The 19,061-nt window shown below is 67.2% G+C and carries 23 protein-coding genes; 17 read left to right on the top strand and 6 right to left on the bottom strand.

Annotated features, from left to right (window positions below; genetic code table 11):
• Positions 1-32 precede the first annotated feature (32 nt).
• The 3 genes from AC1Q5B_RS13810 to AC1Q5B_RS13800 all read right to left on the bottom strand — a co-directional run bounded on the left by AC1Q5B_RS13810 (position 33) and on the right by AC1Q5B_RS13800 (position 1,943).
• On the bottom strand, positions 33-746 hold the full coding sequence (locus AC1Q5B_RS13810; RefSeq protein ID WP_492632184.1) for a glycine zipper 2TM domain-containing protein: 714 nt from the start codon (positions 744-746) through the stop codon (positions 33-35).
• A gap of 70 nt (positions 747-816) precedes the next feature.
• Positions 817-1,512, bottom strand: a complete 696-nt coding sequence (locus AC1Q5B_RS13805; RefSeq protein WP_492632183.1) for an alpha/beta hydrolase — start codon at positions 1,510-1,512, stop codon at positions 817-819.
• Positions 1,509-1,943: an OsmC family protein gene (locus AC1Q5B_RS13800; protein ID WP_327483558.1), complete on the bottom strand. Its 435-nt coding sequence runs from the start codon at positions 1,941-1,943 to the stop codon at positions 1,509-1,511. The genes AC1Q5B_RS13805 and AC1Q5B_RS13800 overlap by 4 nt, the downstream gene beginning before the upstream one ends.
• A gap of 205 nt (positions 1,944-2,148) precedes the next feature.
• Between AC1Q5B_RS13800 and fusA the strand changes: the two genes are divergently transcribed.
• The 8 genes from fusA to AC1Q5B_RS13760 all read left to right on the top strand — a co-directional run bounded on the left by fusA (position 2,149) and on the right by AC1Q5B_RS13760 (position 8,184).
• The gene (gene fusA, locus AC1Q5B_RS13795; RefSeq protein WP_492632182.1) at positions 2,149-4,194 is read left to right on the top strand and encodes an elongation factor G; all 2,046 of its coding nucleotides are present in this window, start codon (positions 2,149-2,151) and stop codon (positions 4,192-4,194) included.
• Positions 4,195-4,444: 250 nt separating this feature from the next.
• On the top strand, positions 4,445-4,843 hold the full coding sequence (locus AC1Q5B_RS13790) for an HU family DNA-binding protein (RefSeq protein WP_056878154.1): 399 nt from the start codon (positions 4,445-4,447) through the stop codon (positions 4,841-4,843).
• A gap of 193 nt (positions 4,844-5,036) precedes the next feature.
• The gene (locus AC1Q5B_RS13785; protein ID WP_492632181.1) at positions 5,037-5,711 is read left to right on the top strand and encodes a tellurite resistance TerB family protein; all 675 of its coding nucleotides are present in this window, start codon (positions 5,037-5,039) and stop codon (positions 5,709-5,711) included.
• 3 nt (positions 5,712-5,714) lie between these two features.
• On the top strand, positions 5,715-6,284 hold the full coding sequence (locus AC1Q5B_RS13780; RefSeq protein WP_492632180.1) for a M23 family metallopeptidase: 570 nt from the start codon (positions 5,715-5,717) through the stop codon (positions 6,282-6,284).
• Between the two features lie 108 nt (positions 6,285-6,392).
• Complete coding sequence (locus AC1Q5B_RS13775) at positions 6,393-6,704, top strand: DUF3861 domain-containing protein (RefSeq protein WP_492632179.1); 312 nt, start codon at positions 6,393-6,395, stop codon at positions 6,702-6,704.
• A gap of 30 nt (positions 6,705-6,734) precedes the next feature.
• On the top strand, positions 6,735-6,944 hold the full coding sequence (locus AC1Q5B_RS13770) for a helix-hairpin-helix domain-containing protein (protein ID WP_492632800.1): 210 nt from the start codon (positions 6,735-6,737) through the stop codon (positions 6,942-6,944).
• Positions 6,945-7,045: 101 nt separating this feature from the next.
• Positions 7,046-7,615, top strand: coding sequence for a DUF1439 domain-containing protein (locus AC1Q5B_RS13765; RefSeq protein ID WP_492632178.1), 570 nt, complete (start codon positions 7,046-7,048; stop codon positions 7,613-7,615).
• A gap of 8 nt (positions 7,616-7,623) precedes the next feature.
• Complete coding sequence (locus AC1Q5B_RS13760; protein ID WP_492632177.1) at positions 7,624-8,184, top strand: YceB family lipoprotein; 561 nt, start codon at positions 7,624-7,626, stop codon at positions 8,182-8,184.
• Between the two features lie 46 nt (positions 8,185-8,230).
• On the opposite strand, the gene AC1Q5B_RS13755 is transcribed toward AC1Q5B_RS13760, so the two are convergent.
• Positions 8,231-10,441 (bottom strand): DUF5916 domain-containing protein, encoded by a 2,211-nt coding sequence (locus tag AC1Q5B_RS13755; RefSeq protein WP_492632176.1) that lies wholly within the window; start codon positions 10,439-10,441, stop codon positions 8,231-8,233.
• Positions 10,442-10,567: 126 nt separating this feature from the next.
• Positions 10,568-11,041: an SET domain-containing protein gene (locus AC1Q5B_RS13750; RefSeq protein ID WP_327483568.1), complete on the bottom strand. Its 474-nt coding sequence runs from the start codon at positions 11,039-11,041 to the stop codon at positions 10,568-10,570.
• Between the two features lie 154 nt (positions 11,042-11,195).
• Here AC1Q5B_RS13750 and AC1Q5B_RS13745 point away from each other — a divergent pair, with 154 nt between their 5' ends.
• A complete protein-coding gene (locus tag AC1Q5B_RS13745; protein WP_492632175.1) occupies positions 11,196-11,729 on the top strand; it encodes a cytochrome C in 534 nt (177 codons plus the stop codon).
• A gap of 15 nt (positions 11,730-11,744) precedes the next feature.
• Here the strand turns inward: AC1Q5B_RS13745 and AC1Q5B_RS13740 are convergent, their stop codons facing one another.
• Positions 11,745-11,948: a hypothetical protein gene (locus AC1Q5B_RS13740; protein WP_492632174.1), complete on the bottom strand. Its 204-nt coding sequence runs from the start codon at positions 11,946-11,948 to the stop codon at positions 11,745-11,747.
• Between the two features lie 203 nt (positions 11,949-12,151).
• On the opposite strand from AC1Q5B_RS13740, the gene AC1Q5B_RS13735 reads away from it, so the two are divergent.
• The 8 genes from AC1Q5B_RS13735 to AC1Q5B_RS13700 all read left to right on the top strand — a co-directional run bounded on the left by AC1Q5B_RS13735 (position 12,152) and on the right by AC1Q5B_RS13700 (position 18,916).
• The gene (locus tag AC1Q5B_RS13735) at positions 12,152-12,613 is read left to right on the top strand and encodes an SUF system Fe-S cluster assembly regulator (protein WP_492632173.1); all 462 of its coding nucleotides are present in this window, start codon (positions 12,152-12,154) and stop codon (positions 12,611-12,613) included.
• Positions 12,614-12,628: 15 nt separating this feature from the next.
• Positions 12,629-14,068 carry a Fe-S cluster assembly protein SufB gene (gene sufB / locus AC1Q5B_RS13730; protein WP_492632172.1) on the top strand — a complete coding sequence of 480 codons (1,440 nt, stop codon included), beginning with the start codon at positions 12,629-12,631 and terminating at the stop codon, positions 14,066-14,068.
• 154 nt (positions 14,069-14,222) lie between these two features.
• Positions 14,223-14,987 (top strand): Fe-S cluster assembly ATPase SufC, encoded by a 765-nt coding sequence (sufC, locus tag AC1Q5B_RS13725; protein WP_492632171.1) that lies wholly within the window; start codon positions 14,223-14,225, stop codon positions 14,985-14,987.
• Complete coding sequence (gene sufD, locus AC1Q5B_RS13720) at positions 14,987-16,249, top strand: Fe-S cluster assembly protein SufD (protein WP_492632170.1); 1,263 nt, start codon at positions 14,987-14,989, stop codon at positions 16,247-16,249. The genes sufC and sufD overlap by 1 nt, the downstream gene beginning before the upstream one ends.
• Positions 16,246-17,499: a cysteine desulfurase gene (locus tag AC1Q5B_RS13715; RefSeq protein ID WP_492632169.1), complete on the top strand. Its 1,254-nt coding sequence runs from the start codon at positions 16,246-16,248 to the stop codon at positions 17,497-17,499. Before sufD ends, AC1Q5B_RS13715 begins: the two co-directional genes overlap by 4 nt.
• A gap of 39 nt (positions 17,500-17,538) precedes the next feature.
• Positions 17,539-18,078, top strand: coding sequence for a GNAT family N-acetyltransferase (locus AC1Q5B_RS13710; protein ID WP_492632168.1), 540 nt, complete (start codon positions 17,539-17,541; stop codon positions 18,076-18,078).
• A complete protein-coding gene (locus AC1Q5B_RS13705; protein WP_492632167.1) occupies positions 18,075-18,407 on the top strand; it encodes a non-heme iron oxygenase ferredoxin subunit in 333 nt (110 codons plus the stop codon). Before AC1Q5B_RS13710 ends, AC1Q5B_RS13705 begins: the two co-directional genes overlap by 4 nt.
• A gap of 122 nt (positions 18,408-18,529) precedes the next feature.
• Positions 18,530-18,916: a hypothetical protein gene (locus tag AC1Q5B_RS13700; RefSeq protein WP_492632166.1), complete on the top strand. Its 387-nt coding sequence runs from the start codon at positions 18,530-18,532 to the stop codon at positions 18,914-18,916.
• Positions 18,917-19,061: the final 145 nt, after the last annotated feature.

Raw genomic sequence — 19,061 nt, 5'->3', positions numbered from 1 at the left:
TTACCGCCCCGGGTTTCCGCGCAACGCGGTGGTCACTCGGGCCGCACATCCACGCGGACGCGCATGCGCTCGCCGGGGTGATAACCGGTACGGGTGCGGTAGGTGCGTCCGCCGTATTCATAGGTGACGTCGTAACCGGATACACGCCCGTCGCCGTAGTAATCATCGCCATAGCGGCCGTCGCTCACCGGCACGGGATCGCAGACACGCACCTGGCCGCGCTGCACCTGACGGTTGCGCTGGTTGTTGTCATAGATGGAACGGCCGGCCATGCCGCCGACCATCGAACCGACTGCGGTGCCGACATAACGGCCGCTACCGTCGCCGACCTTGCTGCCCAACACCGCACCCGCGATGCCACCGATCACCGTGGCCACGGTACGTCCGGCCTCGGCGCCACCCGTGGACGTGCGACGCTGGCCGTAGCCGTCTTGGCCATAGACATCACGATAGTCGCCGTTGTCGTACACGTCGTCGTAGCCGCGATTCGAATACACATCGTCGCGATACCCGTCACGTGCGTACACGTCGTCTGCGTCGCGGTAGTAGCACTGCTGCTGCGTGGTGCGGCCCGGCTCACGATAGCCGCCCTCGATGACGGGATCGACACGGACGACACGCGCGTAGTCGTAATAGGGCTCGTCGCCGTAACGGTCGGACGTGCCGTAGTGCCGGGTGGACTGCGCGGAGACCACGCCGGTGGCAAACAGGCTCACGGCCAGCACGGCAGCGGAAAGACGCTTCATGTCGGGTACTCCCCCACGCCGGATTGGCGTGAGCGCATGCTCGGCCCCGTCGGGTGAAATCGGGCTGAACTCAACCGGACTGAACCGTGCGGTTTAGCCATTCGACAGCTTGTCCGGCGATGCCGGCGGCGTCGCGTCCCAGCAAAGGACCGACGTGCGAAGGTGAAAGCGTTTGCAGCACCTCGGCCTGCCATGCGGCGGCCATCGCCTGCACGGTCGCGGGCGGCACATCCTTGTCTTCGCGCGAAGCGATCAGCAGCAGCGGGCACGATGGACGCACCACGGGTACACCGCTGTAAGCGGCACGCAGCACCGACCCCGATTCGTCGCGCCAGTGACGGAACGCGAGCAGCGTCGTCGCCTCATCCGCATCGGGCAGGGCGCGACGCGTGCCGTCCAGCCGTGCATCGCGACGCCACGGCACGACGTCGGGCCATGTCCGCGCCGGCAGCGACGCATGCCACGGCGCCGGCGGCAGCGGATTCACCAACACCACCGCGTCGGCGGCATCGGCGATGCCCAGCGCGAGCAGGCCACCCAGGCTGGCGCCGACCACGGCGCGCGGACGCGGCAACGCCTGCAGCGCATCGCGCGCCTGCTGGAGGTAGTCGTCGAACCCGGTGGCCGCGAGTCCTGCGGCCACCGGTTGCAGATCGGGCGTGGCCACGGCAATGCCCGCCGCCTCGAACACGCCACGCCACATGTTCCATTCCCAGCCGCCACCGCCGGCGCCATGCACCAGCAGCGCGGCCCGTAGCGCCGTCAAAGCAGCGTCGCCTCCAGCGACACCGGCACCGACAGCGCGCGCGAGATCACGCAGCCCGCCTTCGCCTGCTGTGCGATCTCCTCGAACTGTGCCGCGCTGATGCCCGGCACGCTCGCCGACACCGTCAGCTTGATGCCGGTGACCGTCGGGCCCGGATCCATGCCCGGCTCCATCGTGGCTTCGGCTCGCGTCTGCAGCTTGTCCGGGGTGAACCCGGCCTTGCCCAGCACCGCCGACAGCGCCATGGTGAAGCAGCCGGCATGCGCTGCCGCCAGCAGTTCTTCCGGGTTGGTGCCCTTCTCGTCGCCGAAACGGGTCTTGAAGGAATAGTTCTGTCCTTCGAACAGTCCGCTCTGCGGCGTGCTCAACGTGCCCTTGCCGGACTGCAGGTCGCCGCTCCACACCGCATCCGCATAACGCTTCAAAGCCATGGTCGTGCTCCATCGGGTCAGGGGAACGCAGGGTACACCCGGGGATGTTCACGGCATGTACCGCAGTGCGGCTTGACCCCGCCCACCCGCGTGCCGATGCTGGCCGTCCGCCATGACCGCCCGCCGAGCGCCACGCTCACGGGATGCGCTCGGCCCGGACAGCCATGACGGCCCTTCGACCCCCACCCTCGGGAGGAACGGCCTCATGTCGTACAGCACGCAACAGATCCGCAACGTGGCCCTGGCGGGCCACCCCGGCGCCGGCAAAACAACCTTGTTCGAAGCCCTGCTGCATGCCGGCGGCACCCTCCAGGTGGCAGGCACCATCGAACGCGGCACCACCGTCTCGGACCACGATCCGATCGAGAAGGCCCGCGGCCACTCCATCGACACCGCCATCGCCAGCACCGACCACGGCGGCATGCACGTCAACCTGATCGACACGCCCGGCTATCCGGAATTCCGCGGCCCGGCGCTGTCGGCGCTGTCCGCGGTGGAAACCGCGCTGATCGTCGTCGATGCCGATGCCGGCGTCGCGCACGGCACTCGCCGGCTGATGGAGCGTGCGCGCGAACGCAACCTGTGCCGCGCCATCGTCGTCAACAAGATCGACCATGAAGGCGCGGACTGTGCCGGCGTGCTGGCCGCACTGCGCGAGGCGTTCGGGCCGGAAGTCCTGCCGCTCAACCTGCCCGCGGACGGCGGCAAGGCGGTGATCGACTGCTTCGGCCAGGCCGCCGGCGACTCCGATCTCGGACCGGTCGCCGACTGGCACCAGAAGATCATCGACCAGGTCGTCGAGATCAACGAAACGGTGATGGAGCACTACCTGGACCTGGGCGAAGGCGGCCTGTCCGGCGAGGAACTCCACGACGCCTTCGAGCAGTGCCTGCGCGAAGGCCACCTGGTACCGGTGTGTTTCGTGTCCGCGCGCACCGGGACGGGCGTGAAGGAACTGCTGGACGTGGCGGAGCGTCTGTTCCCGAACCCGGCCGAAGCCAATCCGCCGCCGTTCGTGAAGTCCAATGGCAGCGGCCCGCAACCGATCGAAGCCGTCCCGGATCCGCGCGCGCACGTCATCGCCGACGTCTTCAAGATCGTCAACGATCCCTTCGTCGGCAAGCTGGGCATCTTCCGCGTCTACCAGGGCACGCTGAGGAAGGACACGCAGCTGTTCGTCGACGACGGCAAGAAGCCGTTCAGGGTCGGCCACCTGTTCAAGCTCAAGGGCAAGGACCACGTGGAAGTCGACCAAGCGATTCCGGGCGACATCGCCGCAGTGGCCAAGGTCGACGACCTGCATTTCGATGCGGTGCTGCACGACAGCCACGACGAGGACCACATCCACCTGGCGCCGGTGGCGTTTCCCAAGCCGATGTTCGGCCTGGCGATAGAAGCCGCGAGCAAGGGCCAGGAACAGAAACTGTCGATCGCGCTGCAGAAGCTGGCTGAGGAAGACCCTGCCTTCGTCGTCGAACACCAGCCCGAACTGAACGAGACCGTCATCCGCGGCCTGTCCGACCTGCACCTGCGGGTGATGCTGGAACGACTGAAGGACCGGCATGCGGTGGAGGTGAAGACGCGACCGCCGCGGATCGCCTACCGTGAGACGATCGGGGCGAAGGCCGAGGGCCATCATCGGCACAAGAAGCAGACCGGAGGCGCCGGGCAGTTCGGCGAGGTCGCCCTGCGCATCGAGCCGCTGCCGCGCGGCGCGGGATTCGAATTCGTCGACGAAGTGAAGGGCGGCACCATTCCCGGGCAATTCCTCCCGGCGGTGGAGAAAGGCGTGCGCCAGGTACTCGGCAGCGGCGCGGTGGCGGGCTATCCGCTGCAGGACATCCGCGTCGTCGTCCACGACGGCAAGCATCATGCGGTGGACAGCAAGGAAGTCGCCTTCGTCGCGGCGGGCAGGAAGGCCTTCCTCGACGCCATCGCCAAGGCACGGCCGCAGGTGCTGGAGCCGGTGGTCGACCTGGAGGTGGCGGTACCGGAAGCGCAGGTTGGCGACATCACCGGCAATCTGGCCGGCAAGCGCGCCCGCATCAACGGCACCGACGCGGTGCGCGGCGAGATCGTGGTGAAGGCGCAGGTGCCGCTGGCGGAACTGGAAGGCTACGCAGCCGAACTGAAATCCATGACCGCCGGCCAGGGCCGCTACAGCCTGGATTACAGCCACTACGAACCGGTACCGCCCGGTGTGCAGCAGAAGCTGGTGGACGCATACCGGCCGCGGCACGACGAGGATTGAGCATCACGGGGGTGCGGCATCCGGTCGCGCGACGCGTGCCGGACGCTGCTTCCGGTGCATATGCGAGAGGTGATTTCGTCATGCCGCCGGGCGATTTCCGACGCGCGGTGATCGAAAAACACGAAAAAAGCGAAAAAAAAGGCGTTTCGGGGTCCATCTGCCCTTGGCGCGGCCAGTTCTTTGCCCTACATTTCGCTTGCCGATGCGATCGGCCCGATTACCCAACCACTCGACAGTAGAGACAGGACACATGGCAAAGAGCACCAAGAAGGCCGCGCCGAAGAAGGCCGCCAAGAAAGCTGCACCGAAGGCCGCCGCCAAGCCGGCCGCGCCGAAGCCGATCAAGGAAGCGCTGAGCAAGTCGGGCCTCGTCGCCCACATCGCCGAAGCCACCGCCGTCGCCGCCAAGGACGTCCGCGCTGTGCTGGCCTCGCTGGAAAGCGCCGTGCACGCCTCCGTCAACAAGAAGGGCGCCGGTTCCTTCACCCTGCCGGGCCTGCTGAAGATCAGCGCCGTCAACGTGCCGGCCAAGCCGAAGCGCAAGGGCATCAATCCGTTCACCAAGGAAGAGCAGTGGTTCGCCGCCAAGCCCGCCTCGGTGAAGGTCAAGGTGCGCCCGCTGAAGAAGCTGAAGGACGCCGCGGCCTGATCGCTGCGCTTTCCATGATTGCGAGAAGGGACGGCCTGGCCGTCCCTTCTTTTTTGCCTTGGTAGAGCAGAGCTTGCTCTGCTGCTTTTCGGGCCGGTACGCGGAAGCCGGCAAAGGCCGTCGGGCAAGCTCGACTCTACGCCGCCCCTGCCATCCGTCACCCTTGTCCTGACGGCGGGTTGCCCTCAGATCGATGGGACGTCCTCCCACGCAAGGCATCGACCGCATGAAGATCCAGGGCTTCCTCGACCATCTGCTGAAATCCTCCAGCGGCACCGGCAGCGTACTCAATGCCGATTTCGGCAAGGGGGCGATTTCCGGTGGCGCACTGGGCCTGCTGCTCGGCAAGAACAAGACCACGCGCAAGCTGGCCACGTACGGCGGCCTGGCGGCGATCGGCGTGATGGCCTACCGCGCCTACGGCGAATACAAGCAACAGCAGGGCGGCTTCGCTGCCGGCGCCACGCCGCAGACCGTCGACCGCCTGCCGCCGCCGCAGGTGGAACTGCACAGCCAGGCCATCCTCACCGCGCTGGTCGCGGCGGCGAAGGCCGATGGCCATATCGACGCACGCGAGCGCCAGGTCATCGAAGGCGAGTTCGCCCGCATCAATACCGACAGCGACCTGCAGCAGTGGCTGCATGCCGAACTGGAGAAGCCGCTGGACCCGGCCGAGGTCGCGCGCGCCGGCAGCACGCCCGAGATCGCCTCCGAGATGTATCTCGCCAGCCTGATGGTGGCCGACGATCAGAGCTTCATGGAACGCGCCTACCTGGACGAACTGGCGAAGCAGTTGAAGCTGGACCCTTCACTGAAGGCACAACTGGAACGCCAGCTGGCGCAGATGCCGTCCTCGCCGCAGTCCTGACCGATGCGTCGGGCCGCACGCCGCCTGCGCCGGATAGCCTGGACGCTGCTGTGGCTGGTGGCATTGGGCGCGCTGTTGGCATGGGCGTGGGGACAGCCGTTCATGGCCTCCGCACGCATGATGTGGGACATCTCGCGCGCGCCGCCCCCGACCTCGCTGCCGGTGCCCGTGCAGGGCGTGCGTGCGCGCCAGATCGCCGACACCTTCGGCGCACCTCGCGGACGCGATCGCACGCACCAGGGCGTGGACATCTTCGCCAAGCGCGGCACGCCGATCATCAGCGCCACACGCGGTGTCGTGGTGTCGGTTCGCGACGGCGGCCTCGGCGGCCGCCAGGTGTGGGTGCTCGGCCCGGGCCGCGAACGGCATTACTACGCCCATCTCGACGACTGGGCGGCGGACCTGTCCACCGGACAGGTCGTGCAGCCGGGCGACGTCCTGGGGTTCGTCGGCACCACCGGCAACGCACAGGGCACGCCACCGCACCTGCACTACGGCATCTATCGTGCAGAAGGCGCCTACGATCCGTTGCCGCTGTTCAGGGCGGACACGGCTTCGACGGTGAACGACTGACTGAACCGCAGCGGCATCGGACGGAACAGTCCATCGCGGCGAAGGCCCTCGTTCACCCGGGTGCGCAGGCCTATCTTGACCCGGTCCCCACCGCGCCTCCCCGCCGCCATGCCCAACGACGCCCACCGCTACCGCATTACCGTCACGCCGATCGAGGACGACGGCTTGCAGTGCAACGGCCGCTGCACCATCGAATTCGAGCACACCTGCCACGACGACTGGATGCGCATCCTCGAAGCCATCCAGCGCCAGCGCGGCCTGAGCGGCGACGAGCGTGCCGCGCTGGTGGTCGGTACCAAGTTGCTCAGTGGACTGATGCTGGACCATCGCAAGGACGCCGATGATCTGTTCGCCCCGCTGCGCCCGCACATGGGCACGTTCATCGCCGCGCTCAAGGAGCGCACCCGCGACGCCGGCTGACAGTCCGGAGGCGCCACCGACGCGCAGTCGCTGGAGCAGATTCCCGACATCGGCCTGTCCATCGCCCACGACCTGCGCGGCCCCCGCATCGCATCCCCGCGCGACCTGCTGGGCCAGGATCCCGACGCGTTGAATGCACGTCTCGACGCTAACACCGGCCAGCGCCACGATCCTTGCGTGTGCGATGCCTTCATCGCGACCGCGCGCTTGATGGAAGGCGGCGATCCGGGGCCGTGGTAGCACTACGAAGAAGAGCGGAAGCGACATCCCTTCAGCAGTGGCCGGTTAGGTTTCGGACAGGCGGCGCCGGCTAAGGTGCGGCATTCCTTCCGGAGCCGTCCATGCGTACACGCCGCCGTTTCCTGGTCGCCACCCTCGCCGCCGGCGCCACCTTGGCATTGGCCGGCTGCAGCACACTCAATGCCGTGTCCGGCCTGCTGGGCAACCAGATCAATTTCACCCAGCCGCAGTTGCAGCGCTATCTGAACCAGAGCTTCCCGCGCGAGTTCGACAAGCTCGGCGGACTCGTCTCCGCCACGCTGACCAATCCTCGCCTGAGCATTCCGTCGGGGGACGACCGCCTGCGGCTGGACTTCGATATCGGCGTCAGCGCGCTCGGCGCGCGGGACGTGAGCCGCGGGCACTTCGCGCTCGCCAGCCGGCTGCGTTACGACCCTGCCACCCAGGGCCTGCACCTGGACAATCCGGAGATCCTGTCGGTGGACGTGCCCGGTTCCGGCTCGCTGATGTCCGGCGGCACGCGCCAGCTGGTCAATACCGTGCTCACCGAATACGCGCGCAGCGAGCCGGTCTACCGCATCGACAGCGACGTGCTGAAGCGCCTGCCCGCCAGCAAGCGCATCGGCAGCACGCAGATCGACAACGGCCGCGTGGTCATCCACCTGCAGTGAGGACGACGATGAAGAATCCCCTGTTCCCCCGCCTGACGCTGCTGGCCCTCTGCGCCCTGCCCGTCCTGGCCATGGCCGATGCGTCCAACACACTGCGCTTCAACGCGGCGCAGCTGCAGAGCGCGGCGCGCACCGGCTTCCCGATGCAGCACGCATTGCTGGAGGGCTTCGCCTCGCTCACGCTGAGCGATCCGGACGTACGCATCCCCGCGCCCGGCGAACGATTGAACCTGCGCTTGAACTACGGCATCCAGCTGGCCAACGGTGAGCGGCTGGAGAACGGCAACGTGGTGGTCAGCAGCGGCTTGCGGTACGACCCGGCCACCCGGGGTCTGCACCTGGTGGATCCGGTGCTGGAACACATCGGCACCGGTGCGGCCGGACGCGGCCTGCCGGGCGGTTCGCGCGAGGTGCTGCAGGACCTGATCCGCGAATACGCCAACAGCCGGCCACTCTACCGGCTGACGGACGAGGACCTGGCGCAGGTTCCCGGCACACTGACAGCCGAGTCGCTGCGCATCCGCGATGGTCAGGTGGAACTCACGCTGGGCGCGGCCGCCACGCCCTGAGCCAGGGAACGCAAGCACGCCTCGCCGCCTCGCGACGGCGGGGCAGTCAGATCTCGAAGCGGTAGCTCAGCTTGACCACCAGCTGTTCGTCGTCGCGCAGGCGCAGGCTGTCCTGCAGCAGCCCGTCGACGCCTTCGGTGCCGCTGCGCTGCTCATAGCCGCCGCGGGCATACACCACGTACAGGTAGGACAGCGGCGCCAGCTCGTAGCGGTAGCGGATCTGGAAGCCGAGGTTGCGCACGCTGAAGTCGTCCACCGTATCGCTCGCAGCGAGGGCATGGCCCTGCGCATCGAAGCGCCAGGCATCCTGCACGCGCGCGTCCAGACCGATGGCCTGCATCTTCACCCGCAACTCGTGGCGCGGATCGATCACCCAGTCCACGCCGGCATCCAGGCTCACCTGGCGCCGCTTGAAGCCGCCCACCAGGTTTTCGCGTTGCCAGACCAGCCAGTCGGGGGTGTAGAGCGCGTAGAAGCCGCCGTAGACGCTGAACGCATCGTTGATGAAGTAAGTGCCGGTGTAGCCGGCACCGCCGCCGAGCTTGCGGTTGCCCGCCAGCCCGCCACTGACGACCTCCATTTCCGTCTCGTGCGCCCAGTCGCCCTTGCGAGGCCGCTCGTACTCGAAATACGTGTTGAAGTTCGCCGGCACCCGCACCACGCCATTGCCCCGCAGGAGCATGTCGCTCAGGCCGGCGCTGTTGACGTTGATCTGGCCGTACTCGTAGCTGCCGTTGCGCAACTGGCCCTGCCGGCTGACGCGGAACTGGTCGTTGAGCTTGTCGCCGTGGTTGTTGTGGCTGCTGCTGACACGCCAGCGCCAGTCCTTGGAGGAGTAGCGCGAGTCTTCCGGCAGGTCGGTGAAGCGCTTGCGTACTTCCCAGTGCAGGTAGTTGGTGCTGTTGCGCGACAGGTAGCCGAAGTCGTTGAGCTGCAGGTCGTTGCCGAAATGCATGGCGATCCACTGCTGGCGCCAACCGCGATCCATTTCGTAGTCGGCCCACACGGTCGCACCGACATCGTCGGTCTCGGTCCCGGCCTGGTCGATGCGGCTGCCGAGCAAGCGGGTACGGATGTTCCATCGCGCGGTCGGCCGCCAGTTGTGGTCCACGCCCAGCACGGTCGCCTCGCGGTCGCGCCAGGGATCATCCACGCGGGTGAGCATGGCACCGAGGTTCTGCGTCTCGAAGTCGCGCACCAGCCGCAGCGCATGGTAGCTGCGCCCGGTGGTGCCGTCCTCATCGGCGGAGAACAGGCCGTAGTTCACTTGGCCGAGGCTGCCGTTCAACTTCACCGCCGCGGTGATGTCGCCGGTGCTGCCCACGCGGCGCGTATACAGCTGCTGGCTGTCGTCCGAGGGCGTCGTCAGTTCGAAGATGCCCTGGTTCTCGGTGAAGAACGGACGCTTGTCGCTGATGAAGGTCTCGGTAGCACTGAAGTTGACGACCAGGTCGTCGGCCTCCACCTGGCCGAAGTCCGGCTTCAGCGTGGCGGTCAACTGGAAGCGGCCGTTCGGCTTCCAGAACAGGTCCGCACCGGTATTGAAGTCGCTGCGCCCGCCGCCGTTGTCGTACAGCCCGGATACGTAAGGCGTGATCGCAAGCAACGACTGGTCGTACCGGGGGACCGTGACCGCCGCGAAGTCCGACAGGAAGCGGGGACGCTCGAAGCTGGCCTGCGGCCACGCCATGCGCTCGCCGGTAGCCCCGATGACGCGCGCCAGGAACACCTTCAACGTGCGTTGGCCGTCGGTGCCATCCCGCATCGGCGCGGTGTGCCACGGGATCAGCAGTTCGACCGACCACCCCTGATCGTCCTCGCTGACGGCGTGTCGCCACTGGCCATCCCAGTCGTTGCTGAACTGGTTCTCGTTGGTGATGATCTCGTCGGCGATGCCTCCCGTGGAGCTGACCGTAAAGGCGTAGCCGGTGCGACCGTCGCCATCGAAGTCGATGAAGGCGTTGACGCGGTCGACCTGCGCATCGAAGTCGCGCTGCACTTTCTGCCGGGTGCGCGGCACGCTGGCCGGCTGCGTCGCACGGAAGGCGATCGCCAGGCCGTCGGGCGTGGCAAGGATCCAGGCCTCGGTCGGCAGCGAGCCGGGCTCGCCGGTCAGCGGCTGGGTCTTGCGGAAATCGGTGACGTGGCGCGCGCCCTGCCATTCGGCGGGGTCGATGCGGCCGTCGATCTCGACGGCGTGGGCGAGGCTGCAGGGGGCGACCAGGGCGAGCGCACAGGCGAAGCGGAAGAGGGTCATGGCAAGCGAGGGGGTGGTCCGGTGCGCGCAAGGTAGCGACGTGCGGGACGGACCACACCTGCCTTCGGTCATTTCAACCTTCGTGCTTGCTGCGGCATCCGTGCCTGCGAAGGGGGTTGGCCGGGATCAGCGGCCCTTCTTGGGTTGCAGCATCGTGCCCGTGCATTTCTTGCTGCCGCACCGGCAGGCCCAGATCTTCTTCAACCGGGCCGTGTGCGGTTCGGCCAGGACGATGCCGTAGTTGTAGGTCAGTTCCTCGCCGGGCTTGATCGCGCGGATGGCCTCGATGAAGACCTTGTCCTTCTTGCGGTTCTTGCCATCGTGCTCTTCGATGACGGCTTCGCAGTTCGGATCGCAGCTGTGGTTGATCCAGCGCGCCTTGTTGCCCTTGTGGTTGGCGTCGATGACGTAGTCGTCGTTGAGCGTGAACAGGAAGGTGTGACCGGAATCGACGTCGCCGGTATCGTCCTCGTCCACTTCCTCGTGGGTGCGGCGCTTGCCCTTGTATTCCACCACGCGCTCGCCCTTCTCGATCGGGGCGATGGCGAACACGCCGTTGCCGTGGATGTCGGATTGGCGGGCTTCGATCTTGCGGGGCATGCGGTATCCAATGGGAGCAGGGGGAGCGAAAGGGGGATTCTCGCCCAAGCCTGCAGGATTCCCAAATCCGCGACCTGGGGGTGCCGATCGCGACATGGCCGGTCTGCGTGAGGCGGCCCGTTCGATGGCGGATTCCCCTCGCAGAGCCCTCGCCATGCACCCTATCCGTTCCCTGTTCATCCCCGTCCTGGCGTTGGCCTTGGCCGCCTGCCAGCCGGAATCACCGCATGCGCAGACAGCGCTGCCTGCCGCAAAACCGTCGGACGCCGATCTGCTGGCGCGCGGCGAGTACCTGGTACGCATCACGGGCTGCAACGACTGCCATACGCCGGGCTACGCGGAATCCGGCGGCACAGCCAGCAAGGACACCTGGCTGGTCGGCTCGCCGATGGGCTTCAACGGACCCTGGGGAACCACCTACCCCAGCAACCTGCGCCTGCGTATGCAGCAGCTGACTGAAGCGCAATGGATGGAATACAGCGCCACCCTGCGCACGCGCCCGATGATGCCGGACTTCGCTGTCCGCGCGATGAGCGAAGACGACCGCCGCGCGATCTACCGCTTCGTGCATGCGCTGGGTGCGGCGGGCCAGCCGGCGCCTGAGGCACTGCCGCCGGGAACGACACCCCCGGCGCCTTACCTGGGCATGGTGCTGCCGGCCACCCCAGAGGCACCGGCCGCGAAGTGAGCGGCCGGCACCGCCTCAGCCCCAAGAAAGCAGGCGACCGTTGAACATCCATACCAGGCCCAACGCCAGGCCGAACACCGTCCAGAACACCTGACCCAGACCGCGGAACAGCTTCACCGCCAGGTAGACGCCACCGATGGCCAGCAGCACGCGCCACAGGAAGCGCTGGTCCATCGGGCCGCGGTCGGTCGGGGCGGAAGCGGAGTGGGTGGTGCTCATGGTGGCGATCCTCGAAAAGGGCGTCCGGAGTGGACGGGGCCCATGTTCCCGATCCGCCCCGTCCCGCATCAGTCGCAGCCATCAGCCATCGCGGGTGACATTCGTCAGCCCGGAGCCGCCCCCTGAACAGGGAAAACCCCGGGGTTTGAGCCGGACGGCGCGAAAGCGTACAATTTCGGTACGTTTTACGGACCTCCCTCCCCATGCTTCGTGTCACCAAGCTCACCGACTACGCCACCGTGGTCCTGACCGTGCTCGCCGCACGTCCGGGCGAGGTGCTCAGCGCGTCCGACCTGGCCGATCACTCCGGCCTGGAGACGCCCACCGTCAGCAAGGTGCTGAAACCGCTCGCCCAGGCCGGACTGGTCGAAGGCCTGCGTGGTGCGCATGGCGGCTACCGCCTCAGCCGTGACGCCTCCGACATCAATCTGGTGGAGATCGTCGAGGCGATGGAAGGTCCGCTGGCGATGACCGAGTGCAGCCAGAGCGAGAGCCAGTGCGGCATCGCCCACCAGTGCGGCGCCCGCGCCAACTGGCGCTTGATCAACGACGTGGTAGCCGACGCCCTGCGCGGTTTCACCCTCGCCCAGATGCTCGCCCCGCCCCCCTCCTCTTCCGACGACGTGCGCAGGCGCCCCATCGCCGTGCAGGTCGCGACCCGTTGAACCTTAGGCAGCCCGATGGCCACCGAAAACGCTGAAATCCTGGAACAGCTGGGACGTCGCTACGACGCCGGCTTCATCACCGACATCGAATCCGATTCGCTGCCACCCGGCCTCGACGAGGAGGTGGTGCGCGCGCTGTCGGCCAAGAAGGACGAACCCGAGTGGATGACCGAATGGCGCCTGGCGGCCTATCGCCACTGGCTGACCATGCCGGTGCCGCACTGGGCCAAGCTGAAGATCGCGCCGATCGATTTCCAGGCCGTCAGCTATTACTCCGCGCCGAAGGCCAAGTACGCCTCGCTGGACGAAGTGCCGCAGGAACTGCTGGACACCTACGACAAGCTGGGCGTGCCGTTGCACGAGCGCGCCAAGCTGGCCGGCGTGGCGGTGGATGCGGTGTTCGACTCGGTGTCCGTCGGTACCACGTTCCGCAAGGAGCTGGCAGAGAAGGGCGTGATCTTCTGCTCGATGAGCGAGGCCATCAAGGAACATCCGGAACTGGTGAAACAGTATCTGGGCAGCGTGGTGCCGGTCGGCGACAACTACTTCGCCGCGCTGAACTCGGCCGTGTTCTCCGACGGCAGCTTCGTGTTCATCCCCAAGGGCGTGCGTTGCCCGATGGAATTGAGCACCTACTTCCGCATCAATGCCGGCCACACCGGCCAGTTCGAGCGCACGCTGATCATCTGCGAGGACAAGGCCTACGTCTCGTACCTGGAAGGCTGCACCGCGCCGATGCGCGACGAGAACCAGCTGCACGCGGCCGTCGTCGAGCTCGTCGCGCTGGAAGACGCCGAGATCAAGTACAGCACGGTGCAGAACTGGTACCCCGGCGACGAGGAAGGTCGCGGCGGCATCTACAACTTCGTGACCAAGCGCGCCGAATGTCGTGGTGCGCGCAGCAAGGTGACGTGGACGCAGGTCGAAACCGGTTCGGCGATCACCTGGAAGTACCCGTCCTGCGTACTGCTGGGCGACGACTCGGTGGGCGAGTTCCATTCGGTCGCGCTGACCCACCATCGGCAGCAGGCCGACACCGGCACCAAGATGATCCACGTCGGCAAGCGTACCAAGAGCAAGATCGTCAGCAAGGGCATCAGTGCCGGCCGTGGCCAGAACACCTACCGCGGCCTGGTGAAGGTGGACCGCAACGCCGATGGCGCGCGCAACCACACGCAGTGCGACAGTCTGCTGATCGGCAAGAAGTGCGGCGCGCACACCTTCCCCTACATCGAGGTGAAGAACCCGACGGCGACACTGGAGCACGAGGCCACCACCTCCAAGATCAGCGACGACCAGATGTTCTATTGCCGCGCCCGCGGCATCGGCCAGGAAGACGCCGTCAGCATGATCGTGGACGGCTTCTGCAAGCAGGTCTTCCGCGAGCTGCCGATGGAGTTCGCGGTGGAAGCGAAGAAGCTGCTGGAAGTGTCGCTGGAAGGCAGCGTCGGATAATCGCTGCTCCCCCCTCCGGGAGAAGGGGGCGCGACGCGCCGGATGAGGGTGCGACGGACATCGTGAGGATTCACCGCCGATGATTCCGTCCAACCCTCACCCCACCCCCTCTCCCGATGGGAGAGGGGCACAAAAGAATCAAACGGAAACGAACATGCTCAAGATCGACAATCTCCACGCCAGCGTCGCCGGCAAGGACATCCTCAAGGGCCTCACGCTGGAAGTGAAGCCCGGCGAAGTGCACGCCATCATGGGACCCAACGGCGCCGGCAAGTCCACGCTGGGCAACATCCTGGCCGGCCGCGAGGGCTACGAGGTCACCGCCGGCAGCGTCGAGTTCGACGGCAGGCCGCTGCTGGAACTGGCGCCGGAAGAGCGGGCCGCCGCGGGCGTGTTCCTGGCGTTCCAGTACCCGGTCGAGATCCCCGGCGTGAACAACACCTACTTCCTGCGCGCGGCGCTCAATGCGCAGCGCAAGGCACGTGGCGAGGCGGAGCTGGACTCGATGCAGTTCCTGAAGCTGGTGCGCGACAAGCTCGCCGTGCTGCACCTGAAGGACGAGCTGCTGCACCGCGGCGTCAACGAAGGCTTCAGCGGCGGCGAGAAGAAGCGCAACGAGATCTTCCAGCTGGCCGTGCTGGAACCGAAGCTGGCGATCCTGGACGAGACCGACAGCGGCCTGGACATCGACGCGCTGAAGAATGTCGCCGACGGCGTCAACGCGCTGCGTTCGCCGGACCGCGCCTTCCTGGTCATCACCCACTACCAGCGCCTGCTCGACTACATCAAGCCGGACGTGGTGCACGTGCTGGCTGGCGGCCGCATCGTCGAGACCGGCGGTCCCGAACTGGCGCTCGAACTGGAACAGCACGGCTATGCGTGGATCAAGGACCGCGTGGCGCCGGAGCAGGCAGCGTGATGAGCGCGCTGCTGGATTCCCTGTCGACGGGCTTCAACGGCGACGCTGCGCGCCGTGCGGTGCTGGACGAGGCATTGCGCGACGGCCTGCCCGGCCCACGGACCGAAGCCTGGAAGTACACCTCGCTGCGCCAGCTGGAGCGTCGCAGCTTCCAGCCGGTCGACGCGCTGCCGGCGCTGGACCCGATGCTGCTGGCCGACATCCCGGCGCCACGCGCGGTGTTCGTCAATGGCCGCTACTCGGTGGCACTGTCGCTGACCACCGACCTGCCGGACGGCGTCAGCCTGCAGTTGCTTTCCGAGGCGCTGGCCGACGGCGGTGATGCGGCGCGCTTCCTGCAACGCCGCTTCGAGCGTAGCGACGAGGTATTCGCGCGCCTCAATGCCGCGCTGGCCACCGAAGGCGTGCTGCTGCGCGCCGAACCGGAGGCCCGTAGCCGACAGCCGTTGCATCTGGTCTTCATCGGCATCGCCGACGGCGCGGACCGTGCGTGGCACCTGCGCAATCTGATCGAACTGCGCGCCGGCGCCGCGCTGACGGTCGTCGAGCATCACTTGGCGCTCGACAGGCACGCCCATTTCATCAATGCCCTGAGCCACGTGCACCTGGCCAAGGATGCACGACTGACGCACGCGCGCGTTGAGGCTGACAGCGAGCGCGCCACCACGCTGCTGCGTACCGATGCGGTGCTCGCCCGTGATGCCGAATACCGTCGCGTCGACCTGGAGCTCGGCGGCGCCCTGTCGCGGCACGAACTGAATGTCCGTCTGGAAGGCGACAACGCCCGCCTGGTCGCCAACGGCGTGCTGCTGGCGCATGGCCGTCGCCATGTCGACACCCGTCTGGGCATCGACCACATCGGCCGCGACACGGCCTGCGAGCTGACGTGGCGCGGACTGGGGGCGGACCGTGGCCGCGCCGTGTTCCATGGCGGCATCCTGATCCGCGAAGGCGCGGACGGCACCGACGCGGCACTGTCGAACAAGAACCTGCTGTTGTCGGCCAACGCGGAAATCGACACCCAGCCGGTGCTCGAGATCCACGCCGACGAGGTGAAAGCGGCGCACGGCGCCACCGTCGGCCAGCTCGACGCGACAGCGATGTTCTACCTGCGCTCGCGCGGTCTGCCGCAGGCCGAAGCACAGCAACTGCTGACCGCCGCGTTCTGCCGCGAGCCGTTGTCCGCGATCGAGGAGCCCGGCCTGCGCGAGCTGCTGGTATCCCGCGTGGACGCCGCGCTGGCGGCACTGGGCGCCGCATGAACCACGATGCCGTCCACGCACCGGTGTCGGAAAGCACCATCGACTGGGCGCGTGTGCGCGCGGATTTCCCGCTGCTGGCGCGCCAGGTCAATGGCAAGCCGCTGGTCTATCTTGACAGCGCCAACACAGGACAAAAGCCGGCGTCGGTCATCCAGACCGTCGACGATTTCTATCGCCAGCACAACGCCAATGTCAGCCGCGCCGTGCATACGCTGGGCACGGAAGCCACAGAGGCCTACGAAGGCGCTCGCAGGACGCTGGCGCGCTTCCTCAATGTTCGGCCGGACGAACTGGTGCTGTGCAGCGGTACGACATTCGCGATCAATCTGGTCGCGTATTCGTGGGCGCTGCCGCGCCTGAAGGCCGGAGACACGATCCTCGTCTCGCGCATGGAGCACCACGCCAACATCGTGCCGTGGCAACTGGTGGCGCAACGCACTGGCGCCACGGTCCGGGTCGCCGAGATCCACCAGGACGGCACGCTCGACCTGGACGCGCTGGTCGCCGCGATGACCGGCGACGTGAAGCTGCTGGCGATCACCCACACCTCGAACGTCCTCGGGACCGTGAATCCCGTCCGCGATATCTGCCGCGAGGCACGCAAGTGCGGCGTCGTCACCGTGGTGGACGGCTCACAGGCCGTACCGCACCGCGCCGTCGACATCGCCGCGATCGGCTGCGACTTCTACGCACTGACCGGCCACAAGATGTGCGGGCCGACCGGTACCGGTGCGCTGTGGGCACGCAAGGAGCACCTGCAGGCCATGCCGCCCTTCATCGGCGGTGGCGAGATGATCAAGGAGGTCAGCTTCGACGGCACCGTGTTCAACGACGCGCCGCACAAGTTCGAGGCCGGCACGCCGAACATCGCCGGCTTCATCGGCCTGGGCGCGGCCGTCGACTACCTGGACGCGCTGGGCATGGCGAACGTCGAGGCCCGCGAAGCCGACCTGCTGGCGCATGCCACCGAGGAACTGGACCGGATCGACGGCGTGCGCATCTTCGGGCGGGCGCCCGAAAAGGCGGCGGTGATTTCCTTCCTGATCGAAGGCGCCCACGCGCACGACCTGGCCACTCTGCTCGACCTGGAGGGTGTCGCCGTCCGGTCCGGCCAGCACTGCGCCCATCCGCTGCTGCAGTTCTATGGCGTTGCCGCCACGCTGCGGGCCTCGTTCGCGTTCTACAACACGCACGAGGAAGTGGAACGTTTCATCGCCGCGCTGAAGAAGGCGCGCAGCCTGCTGGCCTGACGCTGCGGCGGAACGCCCTGCCGCCCTACAATGGGCGGCATGGAACCCTTGACCTTCCGCCCCGCCGTCCACGGCGATATTCCGGCCCTTGTCGCCCTGGTCACGTCCGCCTACCGTGGCGACGTCAGCAAGCAGGGCTGGACCACCGAGGCCGACATGCTCGACGGCCAGCGTATCGATCCCGACGTGCTTCGCCACGACATCGAGCGCCCCCGTAGCCGGATCATCATCGCCGAACGCGACGGCGTGCTGCTGGCCTGTGCGCACGTGGCGGAAGAGGACGGCGCGGGGTACTTCGGGATGTTCTCCGTCCGTCCCGACCTGCAGGGCGGCGGCGCAGGCAAGGCGCTGCTGGCGGAAGCCGAGCGCGTCGCCAGCCAGGAGTGGGAACTGCCTGCCATGCGGATGACCGTGATCGACATCCGCAACGAACTGATCGCGTTCTACGAGCGCCGCGGCTACGTGCGAACCGGCATCAAGAAGCCGTTCCCGTACGGCGACGATCGTTACGGCATCCCCAAGCGCGACGATCTTCGCTTCGAAGTACTGGAAAAGACCCTGGCGGGAGGCGTGGCATGAGCGGTACCTGGACCTTCGTCTGCGCCGTCGCGGAACTGCTGCCGGGTGAAATGAAGACCGTCTTCGACGAGGTCACCGGGACGCCCATTCTCGTCGTCAACCACGATGGCCAGTTGTACGCACTCGAGGACAAGTGCAGCCACGAGGACTTCGAGCTCTCCTCCGGCAGCTACGACCCGACGGAGGCCAGCATCGAATGCGTGCTGCATGGCGCGCGCTTCGATGTCCGGGACGGGCGGGCCCTGTGTGCGCCGGCCTACTCGCCGGTGGCGAAATTCCCCACCAAGCACGAACACGGCGGGATCTGGACGCGCGACGACCGCGATTGAGCCGCCCACGGCTGGGGACCCGCCCGGACGGCTTGTAAAAGTTCCGTTGCAATCGCGAATAATTCTCATTATTCTGGCGCCCCGCCTGCGACCGACCGTCGCAGCCCCGTGCCTGGATCCGCTTGACCCCTCTCCCCGCCTTCGCTGCCCGGATTGCCACCCGCCTGCTGCTTGGCTGGGTGCTGCTGGTCGTGGCCGGGGTAGTGACGGCCGCTGGCAGCACCGGTGCCACAGGGACGCCAGCCGTCCTGTCGTCCACGTCAGCGATGGCGTTCGAGGAACCAGGTCACGCCTATCGCGATGATGCGTCCTGCTCGAAGACGCCGGCGATCCAGCAGATCCCCGACTCCGAGATTGCAAAAGCCGAAGCGGAGCCCGAGCTCTCGCTCGACAGCCCGAGGCTCGTGCGAAGCGCACTGGCACCCTGCATGCCAGCGAGCCTCCAAGATGCCACCTGTGCTGCACGCCGCGACACGCCCCTGGGTCGTGGCCCCCCGCGCGTGATCTGAAGTCCACGCACGTCGCCGACGTGCGCGCTCGCGTTGCCTCCTGATCCGTCTTTCCCCTCGGTCGTCGTTCGATCGCGGCCGTGCCAGCGATTCCCCCTTCTCCCGCCAGCCTTCGCCAACGGGTGTTTCCATCACCTTGAGGATG

This window comes from Pseudoxanthomonas sp. GW835-FHT14C01 (assembly GCF_058793715.1).
The sequence above is the reverse complement of the archived record's forward strand: the minus strand, read 5'-3'. Positions and strand labels throughout refer to the sequence as shown.

What these genes read in the sequence shown, in the direction of transcription:
- AC1Q5B_RS13810 (WP_492632184.1), bottom strand. Translation starts at nt 746, where the DNA reads ATGAAGCGTCTTTCCGCTGCCGTGCTGGCCGTGAGCCTGTTTGCCACC.
- AC1Q5B_RS13800 (WP_327483558.1), bottom strand. Translation starts at nt 1,943, where the DNA reads ATGGCTTTGAAGCGTTATGCGGATGCGGTGTGGAGCGGCGACCTGCAG.
- fusA (WP_492632182.1), top strand. Translation starts at nt 2,149, where the DNA reads ATGTCGTACAGCACGCAACAGATCCGCAACGTGGCCCTGGCGGGCCAC.
- AC1Q5B_RS13790 (WP_056878154.1), top strand. Translation starts at nt 4,445, where the DNA reads ATGGCAAAGAGCACCAAGAAGGCCGCGCCGAAGAAGGCCGCCAAGAAA.
- AC1Q5B_RS13785 (WP_492632181.1), top strand. Translation starts at nt 5,037, where the DNA reads ATGGGACGTCCTCCCACGCAAGGCATCGACCGCATGAAGATCCAGGGC.
- AC1Q5B_RS13780 (WP_492632180.1), top strand. Translation starts at nt 5,715, where the DNA reads ATGCGTCGGGCCGCACGCCGCCTGCGCCGGATAGCCTGGACGCTGCTG.
- AC1Q5B_RS13775 (WP_492632179.1), top strand. Translation starts at nt 6,393, where the DNA reads ATGCCCAACGACGCCCACCGCTACCGCATTACCGTCACGCCGATCGAG.
- AC1Q5B_RS13765 (WP_492632178.1), top strand. Translation starts at nt 7,046, where the DNA reads ATGCGTACACGCCGCCGTTTCCTGGTCGCCACCCTCGCCGCCGGCGCC.
- AC1Q5B_RS13760 (WP_492632177.1), top strand. Translation starts at nt 7,624, where the DNA reads ATGAAGAATCCCCTGTTCCCCCGCCTGACGCTGCTGGCCCTCTGCGCC.
- AC1Q5B_RS13755 (WP_492632176.1), bottom strand. Translation starts at nt 10,441, where the DNA reads ATGACCCTCTTCCGCTTCGCCTGTGCGCTCGCCCTGGTCGCCCCCTGC.
- AC1Q5B_RS13750 (WP_327483568.1), bottom strand. Translation starts at nt 11,041, where the DNA reads ATGCCCCGCAAGATCGAAGCCCGCCAATCCGACATCCACGGCAACGGC.
- AC1Q5B_RS13745 (WP_492632175.1), top strand. Translation starts at nt 11,196, where the DNA reads ATGCACCCTATCCGTTCCCTGTTCATCCCCGTCCTGGCGTTGGCCTTG.
- AC1Q5B_RS13740 (WP_492632174.1), bottom strand. Translation starts at nt 11,948, where the DNA reads ATGAGCACCACCCACTCCGCTTCCGCCCCGACCGACCGCGGCCCGATG.
- AC1Q5B_RS13735 (WP_492632173.1), top strand. Translation starts at nt 12,152, where the DNA reads ATGCTTCGTGTCACCAAGCTCACCGACTACGCCACCGTGGTCCTGACC.
- sufB (WP_492632172.1), top strand. Translation starts at nt 12,629, where the DNA reads ATGGCCACCGAAAACGCTGAAATCCTGGAACAGCTGGGACGTCGCTAC.
- sufC (WP_492632171.1), top strand. Translation starts at nt 14,223, where the DNA reads ATGCTCAAGATCGACAATCTCCACGCCAGCGTCGCCGGCAAGGACATC.
- sufD (WP_492632170.1), top strand. Translation starts at nt 14,987, where the DNA reads ATGAGCGCGCTGCTGGATTCCCTGTCGACGGGCTTCAACGGCGACGCT.
- AC1Q5B_RS13715 (WP_492632169.1), top strand. Translation starts at nt 16,246, where the DNA reads ATGAACCACGATGCCGTCCACGCACCGGTGTCGGAAAGCACCATCGAC.
- AC1Q5B_RS13710 (WP_492632168.1), top strand. Translation starts at nt 17,539, where the DNA reads ATGGAACCCTTGACCTTCCGCCCCGCCGTCCACGGCGATATTCCGGCC.
- AC1Q5B_RS13705 (WP_492632167.1), top strand. Translation starts at nt 18,075, where the DNA reads ATGAGCGGTACCTGGACCTTCGTCTGCGCCGTCGCGGAACTGCTGCCG.